General features: G+C 71.6%; 15 protein-coding genes and 1 pseudogene. 8 read left to right on the forward strand and 8 right to left on the reverse strand.

The features are described from left to right. Positions 1–106 precede the first annotated feature (106 nt). Entirely contained in the window at positions 107–1,807 is a 1,701-nt protein-coding gene (locus IE275_RS13275; protein ID WP_189711210.1) for a PA14 domain-containing protein, read from the reverse strand. Between the two features lie 302 nt (positions 1,808–2,109). Here IE275_RS13275 and IE275_RS13280 point away from each other — a divergent pair, with 302 nt between their 5' ends. Further along, positions 2,110–3,216, forward strand: a complete 1,107-nt coding sequence (locus tag IE275_RS13280) for a sugar ABC transporter substrate-binding protein (RefSeq protein ID WP_189711212.1) — start codon at positions 2,110–2,112, stop codon at positions 3,214–3,216. Positions 3,217–3,304: 88 nt separating this feature from the next. On the opposite strand, the gene IE275_RS13285 is transcribed toward IE275_RS13280, so the two are convergent. From IE275_RS13285 to IE275_RS13295, 3 genes and pseudogenes are all read right to left on the reverse strand, one after another. Beyond that, positions 3,305–4,147, reverse strand: a complete 843-nt coding sequence (locus tag IE275_RS13285) for a transglutaminase family protein (RefSeq protein ID WP_189711214.1) — start codon at positions 4,145–4,147, stop codon at positions 3,305–3,307. Between the two features lie 5 nt (positions 4,148–4,152). Then, positions 4,153–5,085 (reverse strand): alpha-E domain-containing protein, encoded by a 933-nt coding sequence (locus IE275_RS13290; protein ID WP_189711216.1) that lies wholly within the window; start codon positions 5,083–5,085, stop codon positions 4,153–4,155. Beyond that, positions 5,082–6,637 (reverse strand): annotated as a pseudogene (locus IE275_RS13295) (circularly permuted type 2 ATP-grasp protein). Before IE275_RS13295 ends, IE275_RS13290 begins: the two are co-directional and overlap by 4 nt. 358 nt (positions 6,638–6,995) lie before the next feature. Between IE275_RS13295 and IE275_RS13300 the strand changes: the two are divergent. Beyond that, positions 6,996–8,069 (forward strand): helix-turn-helix transcriptional regulator, encoded by a 1,074-nt coding sequence (locus IE275_RS13300; protein ID WP_189711218.1) that lies wholly within the window; start codon positions 6,996–6,998, stop codon positions 8,067–8,069. Here IE275_RS13300 and IE275_RS13305 read toward each other — a convergent pair. Together IE275_RS13305 and IE275_RS13310 are read right to left on the reverse strand one after the other, a co-directional pair. Next, positions 7,990–9,018, reverse strand: coding sequence for a helix-turn-helix transcriptional regulator (locus IE275_RS13305; protein WP_189711220.1), 1,029 nt, complete (start codon positions 9,016–9,018; stop codon positions 7,990–7,992). The genes IE275_RS13300 and IE275_RS13305 overlap by 80 nt on opposite strands. Positions 9,019–9,059: 41 nt before the next feature. Beyond that, entirely contained in the window at positions 9,060–10,070 is a 1,011-nt protein-coding gene (locus IE275_RS13310) for a helix-turn-helix domain-containing protein (protein WP_189711222.1), read from the reverse strand. A gap of 282 nt (positions 10,071–10,352) precedes the next feature. Here IE275_RS13310 and IE275_RS13315 point away from each other — a divergent pair, with 282 nt between their 5' ends. Then, on the forward strand, positions 10,353–10,691 hold the full coding sequence (locus IE275_RS13315; protein WP_189711224.1) for a Rieske (2Fe-2S) protein: 339 nt from the start codon (positions 10,353–10,355) through the stop codon (positions 10,689–10,691). A gap of 155 nt (positions 10,692–10,846) precedes the next feature. Here IE275_RS13315 and IE275_RS13320 read toward each other — a convergent pair whose 3' ends face one another. Next, positions 10,847–11,263 (reverse strand): pyridoxamine 5'-phosphate oxidase family protein, encoded by a 417-nt coding sequence (locus IE275_RS13320; RefSeq protein WP_189711226.1) that lies wholly within the window; start codon positions 11,261–11,263, stop codon positions 10,847–10,849. A gap of 185 nt (positions 11,264–11,448) precedes the next feature. On the opposite strand from IE275_RS13320, the gene clpB reads away from it, so the two are divergent. Both clpB and IE275_RS13330 read left to right on the forward strand, forming a co-directional pair. Continuing rightward, entirely contained in the window at positions 11,449–14,046 is a 2,598-nt protein-coding gene (clpB, locus tag IE275_RS13325; protein ID WP_189711227.1) for an ATP-dependent chaperone ClpB, read from the forward strand. Positions 14,047–14,288: 242 nt separating this feature from the next. Next, positions 14,289–14,822: a YbjN domain-containing protein gene (locus IE275_RS13330; RefSeq protein ID WP_189711228.1), complete on the forward strand. Its 534-nt coding sequence runs from the start codon at positions 14,289–14,291 to the stop codon at positions 14,820–14,822. A gap of 188 nt (positions 14,823–15,010) precedes the next feature. On the opposite strand, the gene IE275_RS13335 is transcribed toward IE275_RS13330, so the two are convergent. Beyond that, positions 15,011–16,207 carry a pyridoxal phosphate-dependent aminotransferase gene (locus IE275_RS13335; protein WP_189711229.1) on the reverse strand — a complete coding sequence of 399 codons (1,197 nt, stop codon included), beginning with the start codon at positions 16,205–16,207 and terminating at the stop codon, positions 15,011–15,013. A gap of 140 nt (positions 16,208–16,347) precedes the next feature. On the opposite strand from IE275_RS13335, the gene IE275_RS13340 reads away from it, so the two are divergent. The 3 genes from IE275_RS13340 (at position 16,348) to IE275_RS13350 (ending at position 19,232) form a co-directional block, all read left to right on the forward strand. Beyond that, positions 16,348–16,629, forward strand: a complete 282-nt coding sequence (locus tag IE275_RS13340; protein WP_189711230.1) for a hypothetical protein — start codon at positions 16,348–16,350, stop codon at positions 16,627–16,629. Positions 16,630–17,003: 374 nt separating this feature from the next. Continuing rightward, complete coding sequence (locus tag IE275_RS13345) at positions 17,004–17,540, forward strand: DUF2617 family protein (RefSeq protein WP_189711231.1); 537 nt, start codon at positions 17,004–17,006, stop codon at positions 17,538–17,540. Between the two features lie 81 nt (positions 17,541–17,621). Continuing rightward, positions 17,622–19,232 (forward strand): polyamine aminopropyltransferase, encoded by a 1,611-nt coding sequence (locus IE275_RS13350; protein WP_189711232.1) that lies wholly within the window; start codon positions 17,622–17,624, stop codon positions 19,230–19,232. The last annotated feature ends 11 nt before the right edge of the window (positions 19,233–19,243 follow it).

Consider the following 19,243-nt stretch of genomic DNA (forward strand, 5'->3'; position numbering starts at 1 on the left):
CGCAGCCCTCTGTACCTGTGCACCGCGGAAGGGCCCGGAGATCTCCACGATCTCCGGGCCCTTCCGCGCGCCCGGCCGCGCCGGCGCACCGGGCCCGGCGCACGGCTCAGGAGTTCTCCGGGCTCCCCGGTTCCGTGACGGTGACGTACGAGACGTCCTCGCTGCCGGGGGAGCGGGAGTTGCCGGCGTCGTCCACGGCGGAGACGGCCCAGCGGACGGTCTCGCCCTGCGGCTCGTAGATCTCGTGGACGTAGGAGACCGGTTCGTCGTCGCTGTACGGCTGCTGCACGTCGTCCCACAGCTCGTACCGCCAGACGCCGTCGACGAGGACGGCCCGGTAGACGTCGTAGCCCCTGACGTCCGGCTCCGTGTTGCTCTCCCACACCAGCACGATGTCCGTGCCGTCCATGTACCCGCGCAGCCCGGTCACCGCCGCGGGTGCCAGTCCGGTGGCCGGGGCCGTGGCGGTGGCCGGGGACGACGCCGCGGACTCCTGGGCCTGGGTGTCCACCGCGGTGACGGTGTAGGTGTAGGTGGCGCCGTGCCGGACCTTCGCCGTGTCGGTGAACGAGGTCTGCTTCGCGGGCACCTCCTCGACGAACCGGCCGTCGCGGTAGATCCGGAAGTGGGCCAGGTCGCGGGTGACCGGAGTGGTGGCCGCGCGCCAGGTCAGCGCGATGCCCTCGCCGTCCTCGGGGGAGGCGGTGAGCGAGAGGGGCGCGGACGGCGCGTGGTCGCCCCGCTCGACGGACACGGTCGCCGACCTGGCGGACCGGTTGCCGGGGGCGTCCACGGCGGTGACCCAGTAGCTGTAGGCCAGCCGCTCCTGCGCGGTGGTGTCGAGCCATGACGTGCCGTCCGTCACCGACGCGACCTGCACGACCGGTTCGTCCCCGCCGTCGGTGTCCCAGCGCCGGTGCACGAGGTAGTGCGCCGCGCCCGGCACCTGCTTCCAGCTCACCGAGACACCCGGCTGACCGTCCGTGAGGGCCACGCCCGAAGGCACGGCCGGCGGGGTGCGGTCCGCCGTGGTGAGGGGGCCGAGGTCGGTACCGCCCGCCGACTCGTTGCCGGCCTTGTCGTGGGCGCGGATCTCGTAGACGTACGACTGCCCGGTGGCGGGCGGGGTGTCGGTGTACGTCGTGGCCCCGGTCGTCACGACCCGCGTCCAGGCGGTGCTCTCCGCGGGCCGCCGGTAGACCCGGTACCCCGCGAGGTCCATCTCCTTGTTCCTGGCCCAGCTCAGCCCGGCCCTGCCGGTCGCCCGGTCGTACGCCACCGAGCCGCCCGTCGGCGCCAGCGGCGGGACCGTGTCGACGCCCGCCGTGGTCCTGGGGGTGTACGTGAACGTGATGCCGGCGTTGCCGGTCCAGTTGACGTAGTCGACGCGGAGGGTGTGCTTGCCCTTGGGGACGGTGACGTTGACGGTTTTGGAGACGGTCGAGGAGACGTTCTTCCAGACGTCGACCTTGCGGACGCCGTCGAGGTAGACCCGGATGCCGTCCTGTGCGGCCACGGCGAAGGAGAAGGGGCCGCCGGAGCCGAAGTCCCGTGTGACGCTCCAGCGGACGCCGAAGTCGTTCGTCGGCAGTCCGGAGGCGGGGGCCTTGGCGCCCCAGCTCTCGCTGACCGTGGAGTCGCAGTCCGTCTTCTTCGGTGTGCCCGAGAATGTCGTGTTCGCGTAGAACTGCCGTTTATAGACAGGGGAGGTGCAGGTGGTCGCGGCGGAGGCGGGGGCGGCCGCGGCGGTGAGGAGGCCGCCGGTCGTGGCGAGTACGACGGCCGTCGCGAGTCTGGCTGGCTTCACTGCGGTCCTCTGGTCGTGAGGGGCGGCCGGGACAGCCGTCGTGATCACGACTCGCGAGAACTGGCGTTGGTTGTACGGTTTTTTGCCGTCTCCGGGGCCCCGTTTTGGGGAGAGCCGGTAAAGGGTGTTCCGTACCCTCTTCGCTTCGTCTCCATGCGTCTTCACTCGCTAAGCGGAGTGTGATGTTGTTACTTCGTTAAGTAGCATCTCTTGACTGCGGCAGGCGCAGACGCGTTGTCTTTTCAGACACCTGGGTCACATGTCGCACCCTCGTCCGCAACGCACCTGAAGTGAGCCCCCGAATGCGTCGTATCGCCATAGCCGTGGTCGCCTCCACGATGACCCTCTCGCTCGCCGGGTGCGGCATGCTGGGCGCCAGCTCGGAAACGGCGGACGCGACCCCGACGCGGAGCGACGACATCACCATCGGTGTGCTCATGCCGGAGAAGACGAACACCCGGTACGAGGAGTTCGACTATCCGATCATCAAGGCGAAGGTCGCCGCCCTCACGGGCAACCAGGGCAAGACCCAGTACGTGAACGCGGGTTCCAGCGCCAAGGTCCAGGACGACCAGATGCAGAAGATGATCGACGAGAAGGTCGACTGCATCCTCCTCGACGCGGTCGACTCCAAGAAGATCGCGCCGATGGTGACGAAGGCCAAGGAAGCGGGCATTCCGGTCATCGCCTACGACCGCCTCGCCCAGGGTCCGATCGACGCGTACGTCTCCTTCGACAACGAACTGGTCGGCGAGGTGCAGGGCCGCGCCCTCACCGAGGCGCTCGGCACCGCCGACACCTCCGACAAGATCGTCATGATCAACGGCTCGCCCACCGACCCGAACGCCGCCCAGTTCAAGGCGGGCGCGCTCAGCGAGCTGAGCGGCCGGGTGACGATCGCCGCGCAGTACGACACCGACTGGAGCCCGGAGAAGGCCCAGAGCTACATGACGGAGGCGATCCAGAAGATCGGCCGGAGCAAGATCTCCGCGGTCTACTCCGCCAATGACGCCATGGTGACCGGCATCCTCAAGGCCCTGCGGAACGCGGGCGCGACCAGCGGCGACCTGCCCCCGATCACCGGCCAGGACGCCGAGCTGGCGGGCGTGCAGCGGATCGTCAGCGGCGAGCAGTACATGAGCGTCTACAAGCCGTACGCCGCCGAGGCCGAGGCCGCCGCCGAGGCCGCCGTCGCCAAGGTCCAGGGCCGTGACCTCCAGTTCGAGGCCCTCACCCGCGACAAGGTCGACAGCCCCACCGACAAGAACATCCCGGCGAAGCTGGTGCAGGTGGTCGCCCTGACCAAGAGCAACATCGCCGACACCGTCGTCGCCGACGACCTCTACTCGGTCGACGACATCTGCACCGCCCAGTACAAGGCGGCCTGCAACGCCATCGGCCTGAAGTAGGCATCCGAAGTCCGAAACAGGTGCCTGGCGGGGCTCCTGAAGCACGCCTCAGGGGCCCGCGCCACGCCGCTGGCCCCCACCCGGTTGCTCACGCCACCCGCGTGAACTCCACCGTCACCTCGGGCGGGCCCCCGGCGACGCCCCGGTAGACGCCCTTGTGCGGGGTGACGTCGTCGTAGTCGCGCCCCCGGCCGACCACGACGTGGGACTCGTCGGCGCGGGTGCGGTTGGTGGGGTCGTAGCCGTGCCAGTCGCCCGCCCAGTACTCGATCCAGGCATGGCTCTGCCCGGCCACCGGGCGGTGCAGCTCCGCGTCCCGCTCCGGGTGGAGATAGCCGGAGACATAGCGGGTGGGCAGACCCAGGCCCCGCAGCAGGGCGATGGTGACGTGCGCGATGTCCTGGCAGACGCCCGCGCCCCGCTCCCAGGCCTCCGCCGCCGACGTGTTCACCCCGGTCGCGCCGGGCAGATAGGACACCCGGTCGGCGACCAGACCGGACACGGCGACCGCCGTCCCGTGCGGGTCCAGGCCCGCGGCGGCCTTGCGCGCCTTCTTCAGCAGCTTCGGCGGGACCGTCGTACGGACCGTGGGGGCGGCGAACTCCAGCAGCCGGGAGCCGGTCGTGCGGTCGGTCACCGCCGCCCAGTCCAGAGCCTCGGGCAGCGGGCCGGGCGGGGCCGTCTCCACCAGGCTGGAGGCCGTGATGGTGAGATCGGCGTGCGGGTCCATCAGCTCGAAGGCGGTGACCTGGGTGCCCCAGTAGTCCCAGTACGACCAGGTCGTGGCCGCCGGACGGATGGTCACCCGGGCGTCCAGCGTGGTCTGTCCGGGCAGCGTGAGCGGGGTCATCCGGACCTCGTTGTGCGAGGAGACGGCGGCCTGCGCGTAGGAGACGCGGGTCGTGTGCTCGATGCGGAGCCTGCGGGTCATCGCGCTCACGCTCCTTCCTGGGCCCACACGACGGGCCCCTGGTACGGGAAGAACCGTTCGGCGACCGCCTCCGCCGAGGCCATGCACGCGGTCTGCAGATCGCGCAGGAGCAGCGGGAGCTGGTCCTCCAGGGCAGACGTGTCGAGGTATTCGAGGCGGGTGCGCAGCCGGCCGATGGGGCGGCGCGCCGGGTCCTGGCGGGGGCGGCCGAGGGCGGACAGGCACTCCTCGGCGGTGGTGAGGGCGTGCAGCGCGGAGCGCGGGAAGTCGCGGTCCAGGAGCAGGAACTCCGCCACCCGAGGGGTGTCGCCGAAGCCCCCGTACACGCGCGCGTACGCCTCGTCGGCGCCGGACGCGCTCAGCAGGGTCGGCCAGTCGGGCGCGTGGGCGGCGTCCAGGACGCGCACGGACAGCAGCCGTACGGTCATGTCGACCCGCTCCAGGCTCCGCCCGAGGACCACGAACCGCCAGCTGTCGTCCCGGCTCATGGTGGAGTCGGCGAGGCCGAAGAAGAGCGCGGCACGGCTGCGGACCAGCTCCAGATAGGCGTAGGGGCCGGTGCGGCGGGCCGCGCGGCGCTGGTCGGCGAGGGCGTGCCAGGTGGCGTTCAGGCACTCCCACATGGCGGACGACACCGCCTCGCGGGCGCTGCGGGCGTTGAGCCGGGCCGCGCCCAGGGCCCCCTCGATCGCCCCTGTGGAGCGGGCGTCGAAGGCGAGCTGGTCGAGGACCTGCTGCATGTCGACCGGTGCGCCGCCGGCGTCCAAGCCGAGGATCGCGTACAGCGACCGGCAGGCCACGTCCTCGTCGCGCCAGGGGTCCTCCAGCATGCGGTGGAGGTAGGCGTCGAGGATGCGCGCGGTGGCGTCGGCCCGTTCGACGTACCGGCCGGTCCAGGTCAGCGCTTCCGCTATGCGGGAGAGGATCACGTCGTTCACTGCTGCTGTGCCCCTTCCGGTACGAGGGCGGGGGTTCCGTCGGGGCCGTGCTGGCGGGGGACGACGGACGGCGGGGGGCCGTCCTTCGGGGTGGGGGAGGGGTCCTCGACGGGGCCCTCGGCGAGTACCCAGGTGTCCTTGGAGCCGCCGCCCTGGCTGGAGTTGACGATCAGGTTGCCTCCTGGAGCGCCACGCGGGTCAGTCCGCCGGGCAGCACCCAGATCTCGTCGCCGTCGTTGACGGCGAACGGGCGCAGGTCGATGTGGCGCGGTGCCATGCGTTCGCCGGTGAGGGTGGGGGAGGTGGACAGGGCGACGGGCCGCTGGGCGACGAAGCCGCGCGGGTCGGCGGCCACGGCCCTGCGGGTCCTCTCCAGGGTCTTCGCGTCGGCCTTCGGCCCGATCACGATGCCCTGGCCGCCGGCGCCGTCCACCGGCTTGACGACCAGCTGGTCGATCTGGTCGAGGACGGCTTCGAGCTGGCCGGGTTCGTCGGGGCGGTAGGACTCGACGTTGGGGAGAATCGGTTCCTCGCCGAGGTAGTACCGGATCAGGTCCGGGACGTACGTGTAGAGCAGCTTGTCGTCGGCGATGCCGTTGCCCACCGCGTTGGCGAGGGTGACGTTCCCGGCCGTGGCGGCGCTCAGGATGCCGGGGCAGCCGATCACCGAGTCGGGCCGGAAGTGCAGCGGGTCGAGGAAGTCGTCGTCGAGCCGCCGGTAGACGACGTGCACGGGCACCTCGCCCCGCGTGGTGCGCATCCACACCCGGTTGCCGCGGCACACCAGGTCGTGGCCCTCGACCAGCTGGACGCCCATCAGGCGTGCCAGCAGCGCGTGTTCGAAGTAGGCCGCGTTGCCGGGGCCGGGGGTGAGGACCACGACCCGCGGGTCGGCGGTCCGCTCGGGCGCGGCGGCCCGCAGCGCGGCGAGCAGCCGCTGCGCGTACCCGTCGACGGGCACCACGTGCTGCCCGTCGAAGAGCGACGGGAACACCCGGGTCATGGCCCGCCGGTTCTCGATCACGTACGACACCCCGCTGGGCACCCGCACGTTGTCCTCCAGCACCCGGAAGTCCCCGGCCTCGTCCCGGACCAGGTCGATGCCGGCGACATGGATACGGACCCCGCCCGGTGGCTCCACGCCGTGCGCCGCCCGGTGGAAGTGCGGGGAGCCGAGCAGCAGCCGCCAGGGCACCACCCGGTCCTCGAAGGCCCGGCAGGGCCCGTAGGCGTCGGCGAGATAGGCCTCCAGGGCCCGCACCCGCTGACCGACCCCGCGTTGTACGAAATCCCACTCGACCGCGTCGATGATCCTGGGGACGAGGTCCAGCGGCCAGGGCCGCTCCTCGCCCGCGAAGGCGTAGGTCACACCGCGGTCGGTGAACGAACGGGCCATCTGGTCGGCCCGGAAGCGCAGTTCGCCTGGTTCGATCGGCTGGAGTGCCGCCAGCACCGGCTCATAGGCGGTCCTGACTGTGTTGGTGGCACCCCGCCGTTCGAACATCTCGTCCCACGCATCGGCCAACGCGTACGCATCGAATATGTCCGCCATGAAAGGACGTTAGAGGCGGGACGTGACACCGTGATCACCCGGCGGTTTCCGGGAGCGTACGCGCGTCGCCGCGGGGAAGGGGTTTCCCGCCCGGCCGGACTCCCCCGTCGCCCGGCCGGGGCGCCACGGGTGACGAGCACCCGAGGGGGGAAACGGGTTCCACGATGCACCGCGCGCGAGGCGGGCACCACCGTCAGCTTGTTGCAGGGGGAGGGGCGGAGGCCGGGAGAAACTCACGTATATAGAAGGTTTTCCCCTGCCCTGGCCGGGGGAGCCGTGTTGCGGAGCCGGTCCGGGCCGCGCATAGTTGCGCTGCGAAGAGCCGTAAGAAGGGTGTCAGGCGGGGGTGGGATGGGCGATGGCCGGGCACGGGGCGGAGGAGCATCCACACGGTGCTGACCGACTGTGCGAGGCCGGGGATCGCGTGTATTCCCGGGCCGTACGGCGGGGGCGTGTGCCTCGGGGCGACGCCGGACCGGTGCCGTGCCTGCTGGAACTCGCGCTGCTCCACCCCGACCCCGACGACATGGACTGGCTGGTGCCGACCTCCCCGCAGGAGGTCATGACCCGGCTGCTGCACGGGCTGTACGACGAGGTGAGTGCCGGTCAGCGGCGGATGGGCTCGGCGGTCGCGGCCTTCGAGTGGTACGCCGGACTCGGCGGCCCGGCGTCGGGCGCCGGCGCCGGTGAGGGCGCGGCGATCCGGGTGCTGGACGGAGCCTCCCGGATCCAGGCGGCGCTGGACCAGGCGACGGAGGCGTGCACCACGGAGGTGCTGACCGTCCAGCCGGGCGGCATCCGGCGCGAGCACGAACTGTCGGAGGGGCTGCACCGCGCGCTGGAGCTGCGCGGGCGGGGCGTGCGCATGCGCGACCTCTACAACCACGTGGCACGCCACGGCCAGGGCCTGCTGAACTACCTGGAGCTGATGGGCGAGGCGGTCGAGGCGCGCACCCTGGACGAGGTCATCGACCGGCTGATCCTCTTCGACCGCACGGTCGCCTTCATCCCCGCCAACAGCGACCGCACGATGGCCCTGGAGCTGCGCCACCCGGCGCTGATCGCCTATCTGTCGACGGTCTTCGAACGCCTGTGGCGGCTGGCGATCCCGCTGACCGCCGCACTGCCCGACACCCGGATCGAGGGCATCTCGCACCGCGAGCAGTCCATCGCCGCGCTGCTGGCCGAGGGCCACCAGGACGCGGTCATCGCCGAGCGCCTCGGCATCAGCGTGCGCACCTGCCGTGCCCATATCGCCCGGCTCTCGGAGACCCTGGGCGCGGCGAGCCGTACCCAGCTGGGGGTGCGGATCGCGCAGGTGGGGCTGGACTGTCCGGTGGACGGGGCGCCGCTCAGCGTTCCGCTGCCCGACCGCCTCCCCGGCCCGGTTCCGGGGTCTGTTCCTGGTCAAGGATCCCCGACCGGGCGATGAGATAGCCGAGCTGGGCGCGGCTCACGCTGCCCAGGGTGGCGGCCAGTTTGGCGATGTGGACCCGCGCGGTGCGGATGTTCATGCCCAGCCGGTCGGCGATGACGGCGTCGGTGTGGCCCTCGACGAGCAGCGCGGCGATGGACTGCTGACGGGGTGTGATGCCGTTCAGGGTGGGCCGGCGGACCGCCTCCGGGTACATCGGGGTGGCGAGGTGCCAGAGCCGGTCGAAGGTGGTGGCGAAGTAGGCCAGCAGCGCCGGGTGGCGGACCTCCAGGGCCAGCCGGCCGTCCTCGCCGGCCGGGATGAAGGCCACCACGCGGTCGATGAGGATCAGCCGGTCGGTGACCTCGTCGAGGGTGCGGGCCTGCACGTCGCCCCGCAGCTGCTCGTAGCGGGCCGCGACCAACGGCTGGTGGCGCTGGGTGTGCTGGTAGAGGGTGCGGATCCGGCAGCCCCGGTCCAGCAGGGCCTGGTCCCGGTCCATGGCGACGATCTGGGCCGTCTCGCCGCGCGGGCCGCGGGAGTGGGTGTTGGGCTGGACGCAGAGCACCTCGAGGGCCGCCTCGCCCATCGCCTCGGTGATGGCCTGGTTGATCGGTTCCGTGCCGCTGAGTATGCGCAGGGAGGCGGCCTGGGCGGGGACCGCGGGGCCGTGGGCGAGCCGCATCAGCGGGGCGAACAGCTCCGACAGCCGTTCCTCGCGCCGGCGTTCGTCCGCGATCCGGGCTTCGGAGACGCGCAGCAGGCGGTGCAGGGCGACCGCGGGGGCCACGGGCTCCAGCCGGTCGAGATCGTCGACCGCCGGGTGCAGCAGGCCCAGTTCGAGCAGGCAGGGTGCCGGTTCCGCCTGTCCGGCGGTGACGTGCCCGTCGTGCAGGGCCCGTTCGTACAGCTCCGTACCCGTCACGCACAGGTCTTCCACGCCGTGCTCCGGGTGCGGCACGGTCACCGTCACGCTCCCCCTCGATGTGCTGTTGGCTCGCCTGTCACCTACTGGTCCCGGTCAAGGATCCCCGACTGGGCTATGAGGAAGCCGAGTTGGGCCCGGCTTCCGCTGCCGAGGGCCGCGGCGAGTTTGGCGATGTGGGCGCGGCAGGTGCGGACGTTCATGCCGAGGCGGCGGGCGATGGCCTCGTCCACATGACCTTCGACCAGCAGCTTGGCGATGGACATCTGGACCCCGCTGATCCCGTCGATGGGGGGAGCGTACGGGGTCTCCTCCAGCAGGGGGACGGCGCGGGCCCACTGCTGGTCGAACACCTTGACCAGGTAGTCGACGAGTCCCGGGTGGCGCAGCTCCAGCGCGATCTTGCGGTCGTCCCGGGCGGGGATGAACGCCACGGTCCGGTCGAAGACCATGAGGCGTTCGATCAGCTCCTCCAGGGTGCGGATCTCCACGTTGCCGTGGCTCATGCGCTCCGCGTAGGCCAGCGTTCCCTGGCTGTGGCGGGCGGTGTGCTGGTAGAGGGTGCGCATGGTGATGCCGCGCTCGATCACGTCCTGGCCGAGCTTCACGGCCTCGTTGAGGGCGTTCTCGCTGCGTCCGCCCCCCGGCTGGACGGTCAGGATCTCGGACCGGCACTCGGCGGTGGCGAGTTCTATGGCCGCGTTGATCCGGCTGAACCCCTCCAGCACCGTGATGGCATGGGTGTTGGGCTTGCCCTGCGCGCTGATGGCCATGAACGGCTCGAAGGCGTCGGACAGTTCGTTGGCGAGGTGCCGGCGCTCCTGGATCTCGCGCTCCAGGGGGTGCAGCCGCTGGGCGAGGGCGGCCACGGGGGGAACCGGGAGCAGCCAGTTCGGGTCATCGGGGTCGGGGTGCAGAAGTGCGAACTCCACCAGACACGGGGCCGGGTCCACTTCTGTGCGCGTGATGCGACCGAGGCGCAAAGCGTCGGCATACAGGCGTTTTCCGTCGGTGCACAGGTCTTCCAGCCCATGGAGATGTGCCCCTTTTATGTAGTTATTCGTCAAATCTCCACCCCCCAGGGTCCTGAACATGCAGGAACATGATGCACCGCTTCTGTGGCTTTGACGTGCCTGGATGAGCCATTGTCTTGAGGGCGGGGGAGAAGACTTGGGAAGTGAGGACGAAGCCCACATGTGCAAGAGAATGCTTCGCTCGGTGCTTGCCGTGGCCTTCTCGGCAGGGTTGGTCTTCGGTGCGGTCGGCACGCAGGATCTCTGGTGGGACAGTGTGCCCGCCGACGCCGGTGCGGCCAATACTCAGGCGGCTCCGGCCCCTGACTTGCACTGGGATGTCATAGGGGCGGGCTCGAACTCATGACGACGCCTCCGGACGACCGTTCCTTCCGGCGCGAGATGGCCACCGCCTACCGTTCCGGCTGGCACTTCATCGACCTGGTCACCGCCATCCCCCACAGCGGTGACTCGCTGATGGTGACCGTGTTCGGAGAGCCGGTCGTCGTGACGCGGGACGAGGACGACGACGTCCGGGCCTACCGGTGTCTGCGGCGGCCCCGGGGGGCGCCGCAGCCCGTACGGTGTGCCATCCGGTACGGAATGATCTTCGTGAATCTCGACCAGCGGGACCACCAACTGGCGGAGCCGACCACCTCGGCCGCCCCACGAACCATCTCAGCCACCCCCCGCAGTGCCTGACGCGATTCCCCCGTCGTAACAGATCGCCTCAGGTGCTTCCCCCCGCAGCGGCGTCACCGTGACCTGAACACGGTGACGCCGCTGCAGTTTGTGGCGACATTTCGCCGTATGGGCGCGTTGTCAATGTGGCCGGAAATCGCCGTCGGCGGATTCGGTCATCCCCGCCCCATCACGCGCCCCACCTCGATCTCGATCACCACACGCGAGGGGTTCACCCGTGGCCGGCGTCCGTAGCGCTCCTCGTAGCGCCGCTCGGCCTCGGTCACCCGGTCCGGTTCCGTACGGACGCGGGCCCGGCCCTCCAGCGTGGCCCAGCGCCGGCCGTCCACCTGGCAGACCGCGACCGGGACGCCGTCCGGGCCCGCCGCCAGGATGTTGCGCACCTTCCGGCTCGCCTTGTCGGTGATCACCCGAGCCAGTCGGCCCTCGGCGTCGTATGTCACTCCGACCGGCACGACGTGCGGCGTGCCGTCCGGGCGTGGTGTCGTCAGGGTGCACAGGTGCCGTTCACGCCAGAAGGCGAGGTACGCGGGGTCGGGGAGGGAGTCGGGATCCTGCGGGTAAGGGGCCATACGCCCGGAATCTAGCCGCTCCCCGGGACCGGCGCCGCACCGGGACCGGAGGCGTGACCGGGGCGGGAAAAGTCCCGTGCGGGCCTCGGATCGAACCTTGAGCGGAATAGACTCAACTTTGTGTACGCTGACTGAGTCAGTAACGGGAGCGGCTGACGCAAGGACGCAAGGAGGAGACAGCGAACGTGGATGCCGAGCTGACCAACCGGAGCCGGGACGCGATCAACGCGGCCAGTAACCGGGCCGTGTCCGCAGGACACGCCGACCTCACCCCCGCCCACCTGCTGCTCGCGCTGCTCCAGGGCGAGGACAACGAGAACATCACCGACCTGCTCGCCGCCGTCGAGGCCGACCAGGCCGCCGTCCGCACGGGCGCCGAGCGGGTGCTGGCCGGTCTGCCCAGCGTGACCGGCTCCACCGTCGCGCCCCCGCAGCCCAACCGGGAGCTGCTCGCCGTCATCGCGGACGCCCAGAACCGGGCCCGCGACCTCGGCGACGAGTACCTCTCCACCGAGCACCTGCTGATCGGCGTCGCGGCCAAGGGCGGCCGGGCCGGCGAGGTGCTCGGGCAGCAGGGCGCGAGCGCGAAGAAGCTCCAGGAGGCCTTCCGGAAGGCGCGCGGCGGCCGCCGGGTGACCACCGCCGACCCCGAGGGCCAGTACAAGGCGCTGGAGAAGTTCGGCACCGACTTCACCGCCGCCGCCCGCGAGGGCAAGCTCGACCCGGTCATCGGGCGGGACCAGGAGATCCGCCGGGTCGTCCAGGTCCTCTCCCGCCGGACGAAGAACAACCCCGTCCTCATCGGCGAGCCCGGCGTCGGCAAGACCGCCGTCGTCGAGGGCCTCGCCCAGCGGATCGTGAAGGGGGACGTGCCCGAGTCCCTCAAGGACAAGCGGCTGGTCGCCCTCGACCTGGGCGCGATGGTCGCCGGAGCCAAGTACCGGGGCGAGTTCGAGGAGCGGCTGAAGACCGTCCTCGCCGAGATCAAGGGCTCCGACGGCCAGATCATCACCTTCATCGACGAGCTGCACACCGTCGTGGGCGCGGGCGCCGGCGGCGACTCCGCGATGGACGCCGGCAACATGCTCAAGCCGATGCTCGCGCGCGGAGAGCTGCGCATGGTCGGCGCCACCACGCTCGACGAGTACCGCGAGCGGATCGAGAAGGACCCGGCGCTGGAGCGGCGCTTCCAGCAGGTGCTGGTCGCCGAGCCGACGGTCGAGGACACCATCGCCATCCTGCGCGGACTCAAGGGCCGCTACGAGGCCCACCACAAGGTGCAGATCGCGGACGCGGCCCTGGTCGCCGCCGCGACCCTCTCCGACCGGTACATCACCTCCCGCTTCCTTCCCGACAAGGCCATCGACCTGGTCGACGAGGCCGCCTCCCGGCTGCGGATGGAGATCGACTCGTCCCCCGTCGAGATCGACGAGCTCCAGCGGTCCGTGGACCGGCTGAAGATGGAGGAGCTGGCGCTCAGCAAGGAGACCGACGCGGCCTCCCGCGAGCGGCTGGAGAAGCTGCGCCGCGACCTCGCCGACAAGGAGGAGGAGCTGCGCGGGCTCACCGCCCGCTGGGAGAAGGAGAAGCAGTCCCTCAACCGGGTCGGCGAGCTGAAGGAGAAGCTCGACGAACTGCGCGGCCAGGCCGAACGCGCCCAGCGCGACGGCGACTTCGACACCGCGAGCAAGCTGCTCTACGGCGAGATCCCGACCCTGGAGCGCGACCTGGAGGCCGCGTCCCAGGCCGAGGAGGAGGCCGCGAAGGACACCATGGTCAAGGAGGAGGTCGGCTCGGACGACATCGCCGACGTCGTCGCCTCCTGGACCGGCATCCCGGCGGGGCGTCTGCTGGAGGGCGAGACGCAGAAGCTGCTGCGCATGGAGGACGAGCTGGGCAAGCGGCTCATCGGCCAGACCGAGGCCGTCCGGGCCGTCTCCGACGCCGTACGGCGCTCCCGCGCGGGCATCGCCGACCCCGACCGGCCCACCGGCTCCTTCCTCTTCCTCGGCCCCACCGGCGTCGGCAAGACCGAGCTGGCCAAGGCGCTCGCGGACTTCCTGTTCGACGACGAGCGGGCCATGATCCGCATCGACATGTCGGAGTACGGCGAGAAGCACAGCGTCGCCCGCCTGGTCGGCGCCCCGCCCGGATACGTCGGCTACGAGGAGGGCGGCCAGCTCACCGAGGCGGTGCGCAGGCGGCCGTACAGCGTGGTGCTGCTGGACGAGGTGGAGAAGGCGCACCCGGAGGTCTTCGACGTCCTGCTCCAGGTGCTGGACGACGGCCGGCTGACCGACGGACAGGGCCGGACGGTCGACTTCCGCAACACCATCCTGGTGCTGACGTCGAACCTCGGCAGCCAGTACCTGGTCGACCCGGTCACCACCGAGGCGGAGAAGAAGCAGCAGGTCCTGGAGGTGGTCCGGGCCTCCTTCAAGCCGGAGTTCCTCAACCGGCTCGACGACCTGGTGGTGTTCTCCGCGCTCGACAAGAGCGAACTGAGCCGGATCGCCCGCCTCCAGCTCGACCGCCTGGCCAAGCGGCTCGCCGAGCGGCGCCTCACCCTGGAGGTCACCGACGCGGCCCTGGTCTGGCTCGCCGAGGAGGGCAACGACCCGGCGTACGGTGCCCGCCCGCTGCGCCGGCTGGTCCAGACGGCCATCGGCGACCGGCTCGCCCGGGAGATCCTGGCCGGCGAGGTCAAGGACGGCGACACGGTCCGCGTGGACGCCTTCGGCGACGGGCTGATCGTCGGCCCGGCGACCGGCAAGACGCTGTAGCGCCGGCCGCCCCCTCGGGCCACCCCCGGGAACGCCGAGAACCGCACCCCCGCGGTCTCGGCGTTCCCGTCGTCGGGGGCACCGCTTCGCCCGTTCGCCACACGATCACCCTCCGCCCGTCACCGCCCCTTCGTGCGACCGGCCGGATCGTGTCAGCTCAGGGCTGACAGGCCCCGTCTGGGCTTGCCACCCCCCTCCCCGCATGGGGGAGGATGGCGGGATCCGTACGAAGGGAAATTTCGGTGAGCATCGACCCGTCCTCGATTCCGAACTTCGGGGGCCAGCAGCCCGAGCCGCAGGGACCGGCGGGCCCCGTCGTCCCGGATCAGGACCTCGTGAAGCAGCTCCTCGACCAGATGGAGCTGAAGTACGTCGTCGACGACGAGGGTGACCTCGCGGCGCCGTGGGAGGAGTTCCGTACGTACTTCATGTTCCGTGGCGAGGGTGACCAGGCGGTCTACTCGGTGCGGACGTTCTACGACCGGCCCCACAAGATCGACGAGAAGGCCCAGCTCCTGGAGTCGATCGACGACTGGAACCGGCGCACCCTGTGGCCCAAGGTCTACACCCACACCCACGACGACGGCACCGTCCGCCTCATCGGCGAGGCGCAGCTGCTGATCGGCGCCGGGGTGAACATCGAGCTGTTCGTCTCCTCGACGGTGAGCTGGGTGCGCGCGGCCATCGAATTCGACAAGTGGCTCGTCGAGCAGCTGGGCCTCGAGCAGGAGGTCGACGAGGCGCAGCAGCCCGAGGAGGGCGACGACGACCAGTAGGCCCTTTGGCCTGCCAGGGCGTCCCGCCACCGGCACAGGTACGTGCCGTACACGAACGAGAGCCCGGCCAGGGCGGCGACCACCACGGTCGCGCGCCAGGGCCGGGCTCTGGCCGTTCGGGGCGGTGCCGGCCGCCGCGGCGCGGACCGTCCACAGGCTGTGGACGGTCCGGTTCGGGTCCGGCCCGGTCAGCCCGCCAGGGCCTTCAGGCGGGTCACGGCCTCCTCCAGGACACTCGTCCGCTTGCAGAACGCGAACCGGACGAACGGCGCGCCCGCCTCGCGGTGGTCGTAGAACACGGCGTTGGGGATGGCCACCACACCGGCCCGCTCGGGCAGCGCCCGGCAGAAGGCGAAGCCGTCGGACTCACCGAGGGGGCGGATGTCGGTGGTGACGAAGTAGGTGCCGGCCGGCCGGTAGACCGAGAAACCCGCCTCCGCCAGGCCCGCCGTCAGCAGGTCCCGCTTGGCCAGCATGTCCGCGCGGAAGGCGTCGAAGTACGTGTCGGGGAGGGCGAGGGCCTCGGCGACCGCGTACTGGAACGGGCCCGAGGACACGTACGTCAGGAACTGCTTCGCCGAGCGCACCGCCGTGACCAGCCCGGGTGTCGCCGTCACCCAGCCGACCTTCCAGCCGGTGAACGAGAACGTCTTGCCGGCCGAGCCGATCGTGACCGTGCGCTCGCGCATCCCCGGCAGGGTCGCCAGCGGCACGTGCTCGGCCTCGTCGAACACCAGATGCTCGTACACCTCGTCCGTGACGACCAGCAGGTCCCGCTCCACCGCCAGCTCGGCGATCGCCGTCAGCTCCTCGCGGGTGAGGACCGTGCCGGTCGGGTTGTGCGGCGTGTTGACGAGCAGCAGCCGGGTGCGGTCCGTCACCGCGTCGCGCAGCTCGTCCAGGTCCAGACGGAAACGGGCCTGCTCCGGGTCCGGGCGCAGGGTCACCGGGACCCGCGTGGCGCCCGCCATCGCGATACAGGCCGCGTAGGAGTCGTAGTACGGCTCCAGGGCCACCACCTCGTCACCGGGCTCCAGCAGGGCCAGCAGCGTGGCCGCGATGGCCTCCGTGGCGCCCGCGGTGACCAGCACCTCGGTGTCGGGGTCGACGGCCAGGCCGTAGCGGCGGGCCTGGTGCGCGGCGATCGCGGTGCGCAGTTCGGGGACGCCCGGGCCCGGCGGGTACTGGTTGCCGCGGCCGTCCCGCAGCGCCCGCACCGCCGCCTCGCGGACCTCCTCGGGACCGTCGGTGTCCGGGAACCCCTGCCCGAGGTTGATGGACCCGGTGCGCACCGCCAGGGCGGACATCTCGGCGAAGATCGTCGTCCCGAACTCGGCGAGGCGGCGGTTGAGGAAAGGGCGTGCGGTGGAGGTCATACCGGTCATCCTGCGCCGAAGCTCTGGAGTTCCTCAAGTGTGCTTTGGCCGGTGAGACGGGCGGGCATCCCCCGTTCACGCAAGACCCACGCATCAGGCGAGGCGCCCACGGGGGGCCGCTTCGGGGGATTCGGAAGGAGGGTGACGTCATGACCATCGGCATCATCCTGGCGGTGATCGCAGTGCTCTTCGTGGTGGCCCTGGTGGCCAAGGCCAGTGGCGGTTCCGCGCGGTCGCGCCGCGGCGGCGGGTCGCGCCGGCACTCCAGCAGCAGCAGCGCCGGCGCGGGCAGCTGGTGGGCCGGCGGCTCCGGCGACAGCGGGTCGTCGTGCGGTTCCGGCGGTCACTCCTGCGGGGGAGGGTCGTCGTCCTGCGGCGGCGGCTCGTCCTGCGGAGGAGGAGGCGGCGGATGCGGTGGAGGAGGCAGCTGACACGGGGCAGCTGAGCTCCCCGAGGGGGAGCCGCGTCCGGACCGCGGAGCCCGCCCCTGACCACGGGCTCCGCGGTCGCACCGTATGCCTGGAGGCGGTGCGCGGGGCGTACGCCTGGGCCGCCCGGCGTACGCCGTGGTTGAACAGTTGAGCTGTGGAGCCCTCTGAGGGATGGAAACCCCACGAAGTTGGGTAAAAACGCTGTGGCGGCGCCACCGTTCATGATTCCCTCTACAAGACCAACGCAGCCCTCGGACCCTACCGGCGTCCCACGCGGACGCCCTTCCCGGACCGGGCTGACCGGGGCCCAGTCCCGGTGTCGACCGGGGTGCGCCGGACCTACCCTCTTCTTTGCGTCACCGCGGAGCCGATCCATGCTCACGACCCTGAACACGTCCTACACCGACACGCGCGCGGCCGACCTCGCCTGGGCCCTGGGGCGTGAGCCGCTGCCCGCCCTCGCCACGCTCGACCTCGAAATGTCGGGCGCGAAGCTCCAGTTGAGACTGCTCGGCGCCTCCCACCAGGTGCTGCTGGAGGAGGAGCAGGGCTGTTGTTCGGAGACGGTGGCATGCATCCCCGGCAGCAGCACCCCGCTGCCCCTGGGCGTCGCCAAACGGGTGGGCGACTGGGAGTACGAGTTCGCCGCGCGCGTCGAGATCCTGACGCCGGGCCAGTTCGCCGGCCGCGCCCAGGAGCTGCTCGCCCTGGTCTCCGACCACCCGAACGGCCTCGCCGGCGTCTTCCCCGGCAGCCCGCACGCCTTCACCGCCCTGCTCGCCCAGCACCACGACGGCCAGGTCCACTGGCGCACCTGGCACGCCTACCCGCAGGACGGGCAGCTGGTGGCGACCCGGACCCGGGTGGGCGTCCGGGTGCCGGCGGGAAGCAGCGGCACGGCGGGCGGCTGACCGGAATCGGCAGGTTTGGGGCCCGGTTTCCACACGTGTGGGTGACGTTACGTCCTGGACCCGTGACGTAACGTCGCAGTCGTGATCGATCCGCACGCCCCAGCCCCGCCCGGTGCCCCACCGCCCTGGCGCGGCCCCGCGCGGCTCCCCGTCCGGCCGGACACCGGGCGGTTCCTGGTCCTCGCGTGCGTCTTCGTCTGCGCGGCCTGCGGCCTCGTCTACGAACTCGAACTGGTCGCCCTGGCCTCCTACCTGATGGGCGACTCGGTCACCCAGGCCTCCGTCGTGCTGTCCGTCATGGTCTTCGCGATGGGCATCGGCTCCCTCGCGGCCAAACGGCTGCGCCGCTTCGCCGCGGCCGGCTTCGGCGCGCTGGAGGCCGCCCTCGCCCTGGTCGGCGGATGCAGCGCCATGGCGCTCTACGCCGTATTCGCCTGGACCGGCGACTGGGGCGGCCTGTGGGCCGACGGCCCCCGGATCCTGCTGGTCGCCTTCTCCCTCGCCATCGGCGTGCTCATCGGCGCCGAGGTGCCCCTGCTGATGGAGCTGATCCAGCGCGTCCGCCGCCAGGACGCGGGCGGCGCGGTCGCCGACCTCTTCGCCGCGGACTACGTCGGCGCGCTCGTCGGCGGCCTGGCCTTTCCCTTCCTGCTGCTGCCGTTCCTGGGCCAGATGACCAGCTCCCTGCTCACCGGCGCGGTCAACGTCGTCGCCGGGGGCGCCCTGGTCCTCGGCCTGTTCCGCCGTGACGTCAGCCGCCGCGCCCGCTGGCTGCTGGCGGTCGCGAGCCTCACCGTCCTCGGCATCCTCGCCTCCGCCGCCGTCCTCGCCGACGACTTCGAGCACGCCGCCCGCCGCGCCCTCTACGGCGACGACGTCCGGGTGGCCGTACGGACCGGCGTCCAGGAGGTCGTCCTCACCGGCGGTACCGACGGCCGCCCCCTCGACCTCTACCTCGACGGCCGGCTCCGTGTCGGCGGCCACGACGAGCGCCGCTACCACGAGGCCCTCGTCCACCCCGCGATGAACGGCCCGCACGCGCGCGTGCTCGTCCTCGGCGGCGGTGACGGCCTCGCCGCCCGTGAGGTCCTCGCCCACCCCGGCGTCCACCGCGTCGACGTCGTCGAACGCGACCCCGGCCTGGTCCGCCTCGCCCGCACCGACCCCGCCCTCTCCCGCCTCAACACCCACGCCTACGACGATCCGCGCGTCCACGTCACCCCCGCCGACGCGTTCCACTGGCTGCGCGGGGCCCCGCAGGGGGCGTACGACGTGGTGATCGCGGATCTGCCCGACCCCGGCATCACGGACAGCACCAAGCTCTACTCCCAGGAGTTCTACGGCCTCGCCCGGCGCGTCCTGGCCCCCGGCGGACGCCTCGTCGTGCACGGCGGGCCGGTCACGGACCGGGCGCGGGTCTTCTGGACGGTCGAGACGACCGTGCGCGCCGCCGGCCTGCGCACCACCCCCTACCGCGTGACCGGCGACGGCACCGGCCGCACCGACCGGGCCCCCCGGGACTGGGGGTTCGTGCTGGCCGCCAGGGGACCCCGCCCGGCCCTGCGCCTCGACCCGCACGAGCGGCCCCCGCGCACCCTGACCCAGGCGGGGCTCACCGCGGACGCGCGGGCGGCCGAGCGCACCCGGGTGCCGGGGCTGCGGGCCTCGACGCTGGTGCATCCCCGGTACTGACCCGCCTGCGC

It is taken from the genome of Streptomyces phaeofaciens, from assembly GCF_014648915.1.
Lineage (GTDB): Bacteria > Actinomycetota > Actinomycetes > Streptomycetales > Streptomycetaceae > Streptomyces > Streptomyces phaeofaciens.